The 13,142-nt window shown below is 66.8% G+C and carries 8 protein-coding genes; 3 read left to right on the top strand and 5 right to left on the bottom strand.

The annotated features are described in order from the left end of the window. The first annotated feature begins 352 nt into the window (after positions 1–352). Entirely contained in the window at positions 353–1,804 is a 1,452-nt protein-coding gene (locus PW843_09335; GenBank protein MDE1146809.1) for a mannose-1-phosphate guanylyltransferase/mannose-6-phosphate isomerase, read from the top strand. A gap of 42 nt (positions 1,805–1,846) precedes the next feature. Here PW843_09335 and PW843_09330 read toward each other — a convergent pair whose 3' ends face one another. Continuing rightward, positions 1,847–3,292: a M20/M25/M40 family metallo-hydrolase gene (locus PW843_09330; protein MDE1146808.1), complete on the bottom strand. Its 1,446-nt coding sequence runs from the start codon at positions 3,290–3,292 to the stop codon at positions 1,847–1,849. 266 nt (positions 3,293–3,558) lie between these two features. On the opposite strand from PW843_09330, the gene PW843_09325 reads away from it, so the two are divergent. Further along, on the top strand, positions 3,559–3,900 hold the full coding sequence (locus tag PW843_09325; protein ID MDE1146807.1) for a hypothetical protein: 342 nt from the start codon (positions 3,559–3,561) through the stop codon (positions 3,898–3,900). Positions 3,901–4,055: 155 nt separating this feature from the next. On the opposite strand, the gene PW843_09320 is transcribed toward PW843_09325, so the two are convergent. The 4 genes from PW843_09320 to PW843_09305 form a co-directional block, all read right to left on the bottom strand. Next, on the bottom strand, positions 4,056–5,177 hold the full coding sequence (locus tag PW843_09320; protein MDE1146806.1) for a phosphatidylinositol-specific phospholipase C1-like protein: 1,122 nt from the start codon (positions 5,175–5,177) through the stop codon (positions 4,056–4,058). A gap of 14 nt (positions 5,178–5,191) precedes the next feature. Beyond that, the gene (locus tag PW843_09315) at positions 5,192–7,447 is read right to left on the bottom strand and encodes a GH92 family glycosyl hydrolase (GenBank protein ID MDE1146805.1); all 2,256 of its coding nucleotides are present in this window, start codon (positions 7,445–7,447) and stop codon (positions 5,192–5,194) included. Between the two features lie 199 nt (positions 7,448–7,646). Beyond that, positions 7,647–9,824, bottom strand: a complete 2,178-nt coding sequence (locus PW843_09310) for a TonB-dependent receptor (protein ID MDE1146804.1) — start codon at positions 9,822–9,824, stop codon at positions 7,647–7,649. A 460-nt stretch (positions 9,825–10,284) separates the two neighbouring features. After that, complete coding sequence (locus PW843_09305) at positions 10,285–10,983, bottom strand: TetR/AcrR family transcriptional regulator (protein ID MDE1146803.1); 699 nt, start codon at positions 10,981–10,983, stop codon at positions 10,285–10,287. Between the two features lie 322 nt (positions 10,984–11,305). On the opposite strand from PW843_09305, the gene PW843_09300 reads away from it, so the two are divergent. After that, a complete protein-coding gene (locus tag PW843_09300) occupies positions 11,306–13,141 on the top strand; it encodes a DUF885 family protein (protein MDE1146802.1) in 1,836 nt (611 codons plus the stop codon). Position 13,142: the final 1 nt, after the last annotated feature.

Below are 13,142 nucleotides of genomic sequence, written 5' to 3'. Positions count from 1 at the left end.
GTTTTCGCATCCATAAGCCCAAAACCCCGGTAGGCCGGTCCCCAGTCTTATGAATGGCGCCTATTCAATCGCCTCAATGGGCGGAGGCTGTCAATCGGTGCTTTCGACTTTTGGCAGGCCATCGTCAACGGATGCCGGGCCGCCCCGGCGGCCGGCCGGGCGCCTTGCCGGAACGTCGTCCCCGGCCGCTTGTTCATGGGTGTAATCCACCGTTGCGCCGGTCCCGACCGATAGCCTAAGACAGTTGCAGGAACGGGTGCGGTGCAACAGATCCGGCAGGCCGCGCCGCCGTTTTTTGGCGATGATCGCTTACGAGGAAAAAGTGGATAAGCAACAGCTTGCTGATGGGCCGATGTCCTCGGAAACCGGTGAAGCGATCCTGGGCAAAATCCGCCCCGTCCTGTTGTCCGGCGGCGTTGGTTCCCGCCTGTGGCCCCTGTCGCGGGAGCGTTATCCCAAGCAGTTGCAGCCCGTCCATGGCCACCGCAGCATGATCCAGGACACCGCGCTGCGCGTTTCGGACACCGGGGTCTTCGCGAACCCCCTCATCATCTGCAATGAGGACCACCGCTTCATCATCGCCGAGCAATTCCGTGAAATCGCGATCACGCCGGCCTCGATCATTCTTGAGCCCTTCGGCCGCAACACCATGCCGGCGGCGGCCGTCGCCGCCCTGGTCGCCCTGGCCCAGGATCCGGACGCCGTCCTGCTGCTGCTGCCGGCGGACCATGCGATCCTGAACAATGACGCGTTCCAGGCGGCGATCGGCACCGCCCATGCCCTGGCCCGCCAGGGTTATCTGGTGACCTTCGGCATCACGCCGCAGCATCCGGAAACGGGCTACGGCTATATCCGCCGGGGACAGCCTTTCGATACCCAGACGAACGCCTACACCGTGGCCGCCTTCGCCGAAAAGCCGAGCCAGGTGGTGGCGGAGCAGTTCCTGGCCGAAGGGTCGTATTACTGGAACAGCGGCATGTTCATGATGTCGGCCGCCGTGCTGGTGGCCGAACTGGAAACCCACGCGCCGGAGACCCTGGCGGCGGTGCGGGCCGCCTTGGACGCGGCCCAGCGGGACGTCGATTTCCTGCGCCTGGACGCCGACGCCTTCGCCCGGGCGCCCAATGTGTCCATCGACTACGGTGTCATGGAAAAGACCGACAAGGCGGCCATGGTCGCCGCCGACATCGGCTGGACCGACATCGGTTCCTGGTCGGCCCTGTGGGACATCAGCGACAAGGACGATGCCGGCAATGTCGCCGTCGGTTCGGTCATGCACATCGACAGCCGCGACACCTATGTCCGGTGTGAGGACGGCCGCATCGCGGCGGTGGTGGGCGTGGACAACGTCATCCTGGTGACCACCGACGATGCCGTGCTGCTGGTGCATCGTGATCGCGCCCAGGACGTCAAGAAGGTGGTGGACGGCCTGAAGCGCGACCAGCGCACCGAATATCTGGAACACCGCAAGGTGCACCGCCCCTGGGGCAACACCCAGGGCCTGCTGCATGGCGAGCGTTACGCCGTGCGGCGCCTGTCGGTGAAGCCGGGCGGCAAGCTGTCCCTGCAAAAGCATTATCACCGGGCGGAGCACTGGGTGGTGGTGCGCGGCACCGCCCTGGTCACGCGCGACGGTGAGGAGATCCTGGTGCGGGAGAACGAATCCGTCCACCTGCCGCTGGGCTGCGTCCACCGGCTGGAAAACCCCGGCCGGGTGCCGCTGGAACTGATCGAGGTGCAGTCCGGCGCCTATCTGGGCGAGGACGACATCGTCCGCCTGGAAGACAGCTACGGCCGGCTATAGGGGCCAAGCCCCCCGCGCTTTGCAGGGCGGGGGGCGGTCTTGTCAGCCTGCGTACTTCTTCACCACGGCGTACAGGAACTCCCGTCCCTCATAGAGCGAGCGCACGCGGATGCGTTCGTTCAGGCCGTGGACGCCGCTGCCGTCGGGGTCGCGGAACATGCCGCTGAGGCCGTAGGTGGCGATGCCGGCGGCGTTCAGGAAACGGCCGTCGGTGGCGCCGGTGGACTGGGTGGGCACCACCGGGATGCCCGGCCACATCTGGGCGGCCACGTCCTTCACCGGGCCCAGCACCATGGGCGACAGGGCCGGCGGCGGCGACACCGGGCTGGGCTCACCCACCGCACTCACCTTGATGGCCGGATCGTCCAGCACCTTCACCAGGGTCTGGCGCACCTCCTCCAGCGGCTGGCCGGGCAGGATGCGGCAATTCACGTTGGCCTGGGCGTGCTGGGGCAGGGCGTTGGGCGCGTGGCCGGCGTTGACCATGGTGGCCACACAGGTGGTGCGCAGGGTGCTGTTCCAGCCCGGATCCTGGCTGACGCGGGCCAGGGCGGCCGCATCGGGATTGTCCTTGGTGACGGCCAACAGGTCGGCGCCGGTGGCGCCGCCGATGACCGGCGACAGGGCGGTGAAATAGGCCTTGGTCACCGGGTTCAGCGCCACCGGGAAATCATAGGCCGCCAGGCGGTCCAGGCCCGCCGCCAGATGGTAGATCGCGTTGTCCTTGGCCGGCCGCGAGCTGTGGCCGCCGGGGTTGGTCGTCTCCAGCGTGAAGTCCTGGTAGACCTTCTCCCCCGCCTGGATTTCCAGGGCCAGGTAGTTGCCGTCCTTGTCCAGCCGCCCGCCCGCCCCCTCGTTCAGGGCGAATTCCGCGTCCACCGCGTCGCGGTTATGGTCCAGCAGGTATTGCACGCCGTCGAAGGTGTCCGACGTCTCCTCCCCGCAGGTCAGCGCCAGCTTGATGTCGCGCTTGGGGCGGAAGCCTTCCTGGCGCAGGCGGACCAGCAGGTCGGCGAAGACGGCGGCCATGGCCTTGTCGTCGCTGGAGCCGCGCCCGTAGAAATAGCCGTTCTCCTCCACCAGGGTGAAGGGGTCGCGCTGCCAGTCCTCGCGCTTGGCCTCCACCACGTCGATGTGGGCCAGCAACAGGATGGGTTTGGCCGACTTGTCGGTGCCCGGCAGCACCGCCGCCAGCGCGCCGTCCTTGGGCCGGCCCTCGGGGATCAGCACGCGCACGTCGCTCTTGCGCAGGCCGATGGACGTCAGCTTGGTGGCGATGTTCTGGGCGGCGGCGGTGCAGCTGCCCACCGACAGGGTGGTGTTGGTCTGCACCAGCTGCTGGTACAGGTTGCGGAAGGCGATCCAGTCGGGGCGGGTCAGGTCGACCTTGATGCCCTCCGTCTTGGCGCCCGCCGCCAGCGCGGTGCCGGACAGGGAAAGCGCCGTGCCCAGGGCCAGTGCAGCTGCCGCTCGTGTCGTCTTCCTCATCACCCGCCATACCCTACGCTGGTTATCGTTGGGCGATGATAGGGAACGGTTCCGCAAAATCCACAAGCATCCGTCGCGCGGATGGCCCAGACCGCCTCGTGGACAGGATGAAAAGCCATCGCGGTGCGACTTCGTCGCCCATGCCATCTTGCCCGCCAATATGCTTGTGTGCTCAACCAACACCGGGCAGCGCCACCACGCAAAACAGCAATCCGACCACCGGCCGCATCGTCGCGGCCGGTTCGATCACCCGTGGAATGTGTGCGATGAAATCGAGTGTGCGTGCCCTGGCCTTGATCATGACCGTGGCCTTCTCTCCCCTGGCGCAGGCCGAGTCCGGCGTCTCCCGCCCTGACGCCACCGCGTCCGCCGCCGCGCCTTTGCCGGCTTTGCTGGCGGAATGGAACCAGGCGGGTTTCGCCGCCCCGGCCAAGCCGGGCCAGCCTCTGGTGCACGGCCGCAACGGCGCCGTCACCACCGGTGCCGACTACGCCACCCTGGTGTCCCTGATCCGCACCGCCACCCAGGCGACGCGGGAAGGCCGCGGCCAGGACGCGGCCGCGGCCATCGCCAAGGCGCACGTCCTGCTGGCGGCTTCCCGCGCTTAATTATGTGCGCGGCCTTTGATCGATCCCGATCAAAGGCCCCCTCACGCGCCGGGCGCCAGCATCCGCTGGCTTGGGCTTCCTCCCTTTCCAGTCCGCCTTTGGCTTCCCGGAAAGGTCCGGCGGCCCCCGTCGGGGCCTAGAAGCGGCACATGCCGCTACCGGTCCAAATCCCCCGCCGGGCAGCCGGCGGGGGCCGTCACCGGGTTGCAGCGGGCGGCGACACCACCGGGCAGGGCGACGACGAAGCCGTTGGCCGCCGGTTCGCTGGCCGGATAATCGGTGCTGATGATCTGCGCACCGCTGCCCAGCGCCATGTCGCGCCGGCGGGTGTCGTTGGCCCGCGCTTCCTTGGTGTCGGCGTCGGACCGGGTGCGCACCAGGTAGCCCTGGCGCACCAGGGCCGCGATGGCGTCGCCGGGGCCGTCGTTCATCTCGATGAAGGCGGCATCGTCGGTGCCGGCCTGGGCATTGGTGAACATCACCCGGCCCTTCAGGGCGGCGTGGCCGTCCAGATACCGGTCGCTGATCTTGCGCTGGTCCAGCAGGAAGACGACCTTGCCCCGGGCGTCCGCCAGGGTGGGCCAGCCGTGCTGGCTGATGGCGGCCGGCAGGGTGGCGGTGGTCCCGCGCACCCGGTCGGGGGTGATGACCTCATCCGCCTGGAACACCGACAGCACTTCCCGGTCCAGCGCATCCAGGCTGGCGGGGGTCAGCGGCTCCGGCTTCACCGTGGGGAAGGGCAGGGGCAGCGCCTCCTCCTTGGTTTCCACCAGGATGAAGATCGGGGCGTGACCGGGGTGGGCCTTTGACCAGGTGCGGATTTCCGACAGGCAGGCCGTGAAGGGCTGGCAGGTGCTGCGGTAGTCCACGTCCTGCACGTGCATGACCTTGAAGCCCGGCTTGTCCATCACGTGATTGGGATCGAACGCCGGATCGGCCGGCAGGCCCGCCTTGGTCACCAGGCCGGGGCCGGCGGGGTGGGCGTACAGGCCGCCCTTGCTGTCGGCATAGACGTCCAGTTCCACCTGCCGCACGCCGGCCGACAGCTGCGCCGTCAGGCTCTGGTGGTGATAGTCCAGCAGGGCGTACTGGTCGGGGTTGGTCTTCTTCCACAGCACCGATTCATTGGCGGCGATGCCGGCGTGATAGCTGTTGTGGGTGCCGATCACCTGAATCTGGTTCAGGCGCAGGCCGTCATCCTTGGGCGTGGCGGCGCAGGAGGTCACGGACAGGGCGATGCCCGCCAACAGCAGGGCGCGGAATGAGGGGGGGACCATCAGGCGGGGTTCCTTCAGGGGGCCGGCGTCGGGGCGACGCACAGCATGGGCCGGTCGGTCTTGGCGTCCGACAGCGAGGGCGGCGGGGTGGTGGTGCCCCAGGAGGTCGGTTCCGGCCCCATGACCAGGTCCAGCACGCCGCCGTCCTTGATCTGGCCATGGCGGAACCAGTTGGTGTCCAGGGGCTGGCCGTTCAGGGTGGCGGACTGGACGTAGCGGTTGAACCGTTCGCCATCCAGGTTATGGGCAATGATCTTGAAGGTTTTGCCATTGCCCAGGTCGATGCTGGCCTCGGGGAAGCTGGGCGTGCCGATCAGGTAGATGTCCTGCCCCGCGTTGGGGAAGAAGCCCAGCATCTGGAAGATCAGCCAGCTGGACATGGCGCCGCTGTCGTCGTTGCCGGGGATGCCGCCGTGGGTGCCCAGGAATTCCCGTTCCAGGCCATAGACGGCCATGTCGGCGGTGCGGTCGGGCCGGCCGATCCAGTTGTAATAGAGCGGCAGCAGGAAGCCCGGCTCGTTCGACATGTCGAAATGCCGCTTCAGGAACAGGGTGTCCAGCCGGCGCAGGAAACCCATCTTGCCGCCCGACATGGCCACCAGGCGGGCCACGTCATGCGGCGCGTACAGGGAATAGGTCCACTCATCCCCCTCATAGAAGAAGTCGGGCCAGGTGCCGCGCTTCAGGGTGTTGGGCGGACCCCAACTGCCGTCGGGATTCTTGGGCCGCAGGAAGCCCTTCACCCCCTCCTTGGCCAGGTCGGGGTCCCACAGGTTGGCCCAGTTGCCGGAGCGCTGGGCGTACAGCTTGGCGTCGTCCGTGCGGCCCAGACCGCAGGCGACCTCGGCGATGGCGAAGTCGTCGTAGGCGTATTCCACGGTGCGGGAACCGGAGCGTTCGCTGTCCAGGCTGATATAGCCCTTGGTGTTGTATTCGGTCAGGCCGCCGCGGCCCCATTTGCGCGGGTCCTGGGGCGGCACCTCGGCGTCCTTGCGCATGCCGGCGTAGGCGGTCTTGTAGTCGATGCCGGTCAGGCCCTTCACATAGGCGTCGGCGATCACGACCTCCGCATTGCTGCCGCCCTGGGTGCGGCCGGTGTCGTTACCGCTGCGCCCGTCGGGCAGGTAGCCCTCATGCCGGTAGATGTCGATCAGGGACCGCACCAGGTCGCGCTGGCGATCCGGGGCGATCAGGGTCAGCAGGGGCCCCGACGTGCGGAAGGTGTCCCACAGGGTGTAATAGTCGTCGTAATAGGGCTCGGTGGATTTCCACAGCGGGTTCTCCCCCGTGCGGTCCGCCGGCATCAGCATGATGTGGTAGAGGGCGGTGTACAACTGGCGGCGCTGGTCGTCGGTGGCGCCCGCCACGGTGATGGGCGACAGCGCCCGGTCCCACCCGGCCACGGCCTGGCGACGGGCGGCGTCGAAGTCCCAGCCCGGCGCCTCCTTCTCCACATTGCGGCGGGCCTGGTCGGTGCTGACGAAGGAGATGCCGACCTTGACCTGCACCACGGTGCCCGGCTGGGCGGTGAGGTCGAAGCTGGCGCCGATGGCCTGGTCGCCATCCACCTTGGCGGCCGGCTGGTCGCTCAGCGTGGTGCCGGTCCAGGTGCGGACGTGGGCGTCCTTGGCATCGATCTCGATATGGAAATAGACCTTGTACTCCCCACCCTCGTTCCAGCCGCCGGTGTAGCGGGCGACACCCTCGATGGCGGTGGCGGAGACGGCCTTGACCTCGGCGCCCAGGAATTTCTGGGATTCCGAACCGGAACCCTTGCTCAGGCACTGGTCCAGATCGATGGTGATATGGGCGTCGCCGCCGGCCAGGAAGGTGTAGCGGTGCAGGCCGACGTGGGGGGTGGCCGTCAGTTCCGCCCGCGTCTGGTAGCGGGTCAGGGTGGCGGCGTAATAACCGACCTTGGCCACCTCATCCACCCGCACCGATTTGATGTCGGCGGGGGTCAGGGCGCCGGTGACGGGCGCCACCAGGATGTTGCCGTACTTGCCCGACGCCCCGCTCAAATGCAGGTGGCTGAAGCCCAGCACCCGCCCCGTGCCGTAGTAGCCCGACCCGATGCGGAAGCCGTCGAAGGTTTCCATGTCCGGGCCGACCTTGACCATGCCGAAGGGCGTGGTGGCGCCCACGAACACCTCGCCCCCCCAGTCGATGCCCAGATAGGGATAGACGGCGTCGCTGGGCGTTTGCGCCAGGGCGGGGAGGGTGACGGCGGTCAGCAGCATGGCGGAGGCCAGCAGGATCTTCTTCAGCAAGGGGGGCACCCGGATGATGGGAGGAAATGGGCAATGGGGGCGGCGGTTCCGCCACCGCCCCTTGTGATCCACCAGCAGCGGCGTGAGCTTTTGACTCACGCCGCTGCTGTAGCCCGCGACCGCGGGCGCCGGAGCGAGCACCGCAGGGCGCAGTGAGGAAGCCACCGCGGATGCGGCCGCGCGGCGCCCGAGGGACGCATCAGAAACCGACGGTGATGGAGCCCATGTAGTTGCGGCTGGGCAGGTAGTAGTAGGTGGGGTTGGTCAGGCTGCCGCTGCCCTCGGTGGCGGTGCGGCTGTCGAACAGGTTGTTGACCATGAAGCTGACCTTCAGCCGGTCGCCCATCTTGTAGCCCACCACCACGTCGGTGAAGGCGTAGTCGGGCAGCTTCACGTTGGAATTGCCGTCGGCGCGCTCGCCCGTGCCGGCGTAGCGGGTGCCGACATACTTGGTCATGACCGACCCGAACCAGTTGTCCTTGTCGTACAGGGCGCCGAAGGCCAGGGTGCTGCTGGGGGCGTTGGCGATCTGCAGGCCGGTGGCCTTGGTCGCGGCGCTGTTCAGGCTGCCGTTGGCGGTGACGGCCAGGCCGTTGAACAGGGTGTAGGTCACCTCCGCCTCGATGCCCTTATAAATCACGCCGCCCTGGTTGTAGTAGACGGTGGTGTTGGCGATGCCGTTCACCGTCTCCAGGTCGCTGCCGACCTTGTTGCGGAAGTTGATGTAATAGCCGTCGAAGTCGGCGACCAGCCGGTCGGTCTTGTAGACGACGCCGGCCTGGTAATTGATGGTCTGCTGCGGCGTGACGCGGTTGGCGCTGGACCCGCTGGTCTCCAGCACGCTGACCTGCGGCGCCTGGAAGCCCATGGCCCACTGGCCGTACACCGCCATCTGGTCGTTGACGCGGTAGTTGACCATGGTGGAGCCCAGGTCGGCGCTGTAGTCGCCCCGGCTGTTGTAGGGCACGAAGTTAAGCGTGCCCTGGAAGGTGCGCGAGAAGTCGATGTGCTTGAAGCCGGGGATGATGGTCAGGTCGGGGATGGGGTGCCATTCCACCTCGAAGAAGGGCTGGGTGGTGTCGCTCTCGGTCGCGTAGTTGAAGATGGTGCTGCCGTACTTGGTGTAGGGCGTGAACGGCATGATGGTGCCGGTCTTCAGGTCGACCGACTGTTCGAACTGGGTGTCGCGGGCGTGTTCCGCCCAGACGCCGGCGCGCAGCGTGCTGGTGAAGAAGCCCTCGCCCACGTCCTTTTCCACCTTGGCGATGTCGCCCCAGGCCCGGTAGTACCCGGCGACGTTGGCGCCCGGCACGCCGCTGGACAGCAGGCCGGAGTTTGGCGTGGCGCCGCTCTGGTCGGCGCCGCCGGTGGCCTTGTCGTCCAGGGCGTAGGTGTAGGCCTTGTTGTCGATGCGCAGGAAACCCAGGTCGCTTTCGACGCCGATATACTCGAAGTCGGACTTGCGATGGTCGACGTTATAGTCCTGGTACTGCTGCGAATTGGGGTCGTTGTTCAGGTTGGCGAAGGACTTGCCGTACTTCGCCGTGGCGGCCTTCGTCTGCTGGGTGAAGTTGTTCCAGGTCAGGTCGCTGTAGTCGGCGAAGGCGGTGACGGTGGTGCTGGCCCCGATGGGCTGCTTCACCTTGATCATGCCGTTGTCGCGGTTGAAGCCGGCGTAATCCAGCAGGCCGTCCGACTGGGTGTGGTCATAGTTCAGCAGGATGCTGGTGCCGGTCTCGGGCAGGGTGCCGGTGTTGACGCTGCCGCCGCTTTCAAAGCCGCCGCCGCTGGCGAAGGCCATCATGCCCTTGCCGCCGAAGGTGTCGGTGGGCGTGCCGGAGGCCAGCGCCATGGTGCCGCCGAAGGTGGCGTTGCCCACCGTGCTGGCGGTGCCGGGGCCGCGGTCCACCGTCACATGGTCCAGCGTGGGGGCGGGGAAGAAGGACGTGGTGGCGTGGCCGAAGGCGTTGGGGTCGCCGAAGGGGATGCCGTCGAAGGTGACGTTGTATTCGCCGTCCTGGAAGCCGCGGATGGTGGCGTTCTTGCTCGACATGCCCATGCCGTTGGGCGTGGAGTTGCTGCTGGACGGCGAGAATTCGACGATGGCCAAATAGTCGGACATGGGCGAGGCCACGTCCTCGATGAAGTGGCTGTTCAGCAGCGACTGCGGCTGCACGGCGGACAGCGAGGCCTGGGTGGGCGCCAGGCTGGCGGCGGTCCCCCGCTCCCGGTCGGCATTGACCACCACCTCTTCCGACACGCCGCCGGAGGCCGCCGCCGCGTCGGCGGACGCGTCGGCCTCGGCCGCGCGGGCGGTGCCCTGGGCGATGGCGGTCAGGGACAGAAGGGAAACACTGAGAAGAAGGACGCGACGCATGGGGGTGGGCTCCGTTCGGTCGTGCGGCATCGTTCGCCCTTCCGGGTGGGAAGGACGCGGCCGCGTTCGGGTGTGGAACGGCACCGACGGACAAGCCGGTGCCGGATGGTTGCAGAAAGAAGAAAATTGAAAAATTAATTACGAAGCCCAGACGCCTTGCTGAGTGAAGGCAAGCCGCAGTCACAAAAATTTGAACGCCGATTCTTTAAAATCGCGTGTATTAAGACGACATGGGGGATCACAGAGTTCAGGCGTGCTTGATTGCGCCCGATTCTACCTTAGGGTGTCTGCCAATCTTTTGTTTGGTTACTTCCTTCGATAGCGAAAGCTATCGAATAAGTTTTGCGGATTTATGTCAGATAGATAACTTTTCGTGGGGGAAGGCGTGCCCATGCGCGGCCCTGCCCCGCCACCGGGATGGGGGGGCGGTTTGCGGGCGGCTCGGCAAAGGTGGGGCTTTTCAGCCGGCTCGCGCTGTCGCGGCCAGTTCCGCTTCGCGGTCGGCGAACTTCTGGAAATAGCGGACCACCATATCCGCGATCTCACGGTTGATGTGGTCGGCGTCCAGGCCGGGTTCGTCGAACACCATTTCCGTGGCGCTGTACATCACCTCCACCGACAGGCGGGTGGCCAGCCGCAATTCGGCCTCGCTGGCGGACGGGTAATAGGCGCGGACTTCCCGATAGGACCGCTCGGCGACGAAGTTGTGCGATTCCAGGCGAACCTGCTGCAGGATGGGCACGGCGCGCAACGCCCGCAGGATCCAGACGGCGCCGGGGAAATCCTGCGTCACGGCGTTGGTGATTTCCTGGATCTGGCGCAGGCGGTCCGCCTGCTGCGCCGTGGTGTGTTCCGCCGGCGTGGGGTGGCTGGTCCGCACCCATTCCAGATAGGCCTCGTTCTGCCGGTGCATGAGGCGGGTCGCCAGTTCCTTCAGCACGGCGTACTTGTTGGGGAAGTAACGATACAGCGCCGGCGGCGTCAGGCCCGCCCGGGCGCAGATCAGGTTGGTGGAAAGCCGCTCAATCCCCACTTCGCCCAGTAAGATAGCCGTGACGTTCAGAATGGTTTCCAGTGTATCGATGGACCGCTTCTGGACGGGCGTCTGTTTCTTACTGAGATCCGGTCGAAAGACCATGCCGGTATCGTGGGTCGACATTGGTATTTCCCAGCCGGCAGGCTTGATTGCCGACATTCGATTGTTGGGGGCGGCGCACTGTAAGTGGCGTCGGGACGACATTCAAGCCTCGGTCGTGGCGGTCCCGCCCTTATCCCCACGATTCGCGAGTGCAATATATCGTATGCAAAGTCCGCGCTGATTGCGCAAGTGGCGATGGGCGCCGCCCCGCACAATTTTTGATAGGCGGCGGGCCTTGCCCGGGCCCGGAACCTGTTTGATGGGCGGCCCACACTTTCAAGTATCAAAAATTTGCGCATACTCTCCCGCAAACAAACGGGCCAACAAAAACGGGAAGCGCTTCATGTTCAATCGTCGCCAGTTCCTCGCCACCTCCTCGGCCGCCGCCTTGATGGCGCCGGGCCTATCGGCATTCGCGCGGGCGGCTGACGCGCCGGCCACCGGCGCCGGCGCCTCGCTGACCGCCTTGCTGGACACCTTCTTCGAGGAGGATCTGCAACGCCGGCCGGAGGCCGCCACCCAGATGGGCCTGGACAAGGGGGCGAACGCGGGTCTGCGCGCCCGCCTGGGCGACCGCTCGCCCGCCGGCACGGCGGCGGAGCGTGAGGCGACGGCCAGCCACATGCGCCGCCTGGCCGGCATCGACCGCCGGGCCTTGAGCGGCATCGACGCCGTGAACTACGACTGCGTCGCCTACGTCCTGTCCAACCGGCTGGAAACCTTCAAGCGCTTCGACTACGGCCGCGCCGGCGAACGCTCCCCCTATACCATCAGCCAGCTGACCGGCTGTTATCAGTCCGTGCCCACCTTCCTGGACACCAAGCACCCGATCGAGACCAAGGACGATGCCGAGGCCTACCTGTCCCGGCTTGAGGCCTTCGCCACCGCCCTGGACCAGGACAGCGACCAGCTGACCCATGACCGGGGCGAGGGCGTGGTGGCGCCCGATTTCCTGCTGGACACGACGCTGACCCAGCTGCGCAACCTGCGGGTCGACGCCGACAAGACCAACCTGGTGGCCTCCATCGTCCGCCGCACCAAGGCCAAGGGGCTGGAGGGCGACTATGGCGCCCGCGCCGCCGGCATCTACACCTCCAAGGTGCTGCCGGCGCTGGACCGGCAGATCGCGGCGGTGCAGGCGGCCCGCGCCGTGGCCACGCACGACGCCGGCGTCTGGCACGTGAAGGAGGGCGACGCCTGGTATGTGGACGGCCTGCGCGGCAGCACCACCACCAACCTGTCGCCGGAGGAGGTGCACAAGCTCGGCCTGGACCAGGGGAAGGAGATCACCGCCCGCCTGGACGCCGTGCTGAAGACCCAGGGCTACGCCAAGGGCACGGTGGGTGAACGCATCAAGGCCCTGTACCAGGACAAGAATTCCTTCTACCCCAACGACGATGTGGGCAAGGCCCAGTTGATCGCCGATTTGGGCGTGCGCCTGGCCGACGTGGTCAACCACCTGCCCAAGTACTTCTCCACCCTGCCCAAGGCCAAGGCGGAGGTGAAGCCGGTGCCGGCGCTGATCGACGCCGGCGCGCCGCTGGCCTATTACCAGTCGCCGGCGCTGGACGGGTCGCGCCCCGCCACCATCTACTTCAACCTGCACGACACCGCCGAATGGCCCAAATGGGCGCTGGGCACCACCCTGTACCATGAGGGCATCCCCGGCCATCATTTGCAGGTGGCGCTCGCCCAGGAGACGGCGGGCATCCCGCGCTACCGTTCCAACATGTTCTTCTCCGGCTACGGCGAAGGCTGGGCGCTGTATGCCGAGCAGCTGGCGGATGAGATGGGCATGTATGAGAAGGAACCGCTGGGCCAGGTCGGCTACCTGAAGTTCCTGCTGTTCCGCGCCGGCCGCTGCGTCATCGACACCGGCATGCACCACAAGCGCTGGACCCGCGAGAAGGCGGTCCAATACATGGTGGACCTGACCGGCGATACCCAGACCGCCATGACGCGTGAGGTCGACCGCTACTGCGCCTGGCCGGGCCAGGCGTGCAGCTACAAGATCGGCCACACCATGTGGACCCGCCTGCGCGCCCAGGCGCAGAAGGAACTGGGGCCGAAGTTCGACATCCGCGAATTCCACCACGCCGGCCTGGCATCCGGCAGCATGCCGCTGGACGTGCTGTCCAGTGTGATCCAGGACTACATCAAGGCGCGTCAGGTGGGGTGAA

It is taken from the genome of Azospirillaceae bacterium (genome assembly GCA_028283825.1).
In the GTDB taxonomy this organism is placed as follows: Bacteria; Pseudomonadota; Alphaproteobacteria; order Azospirillales; family Azospirillaceae; genus Nitrospirillum.
The sequence above is the reverse complement of the archived record's forward strand: the minus strand, read 5'-3'. Positions and strand labels throughout refer to the sequence as shown.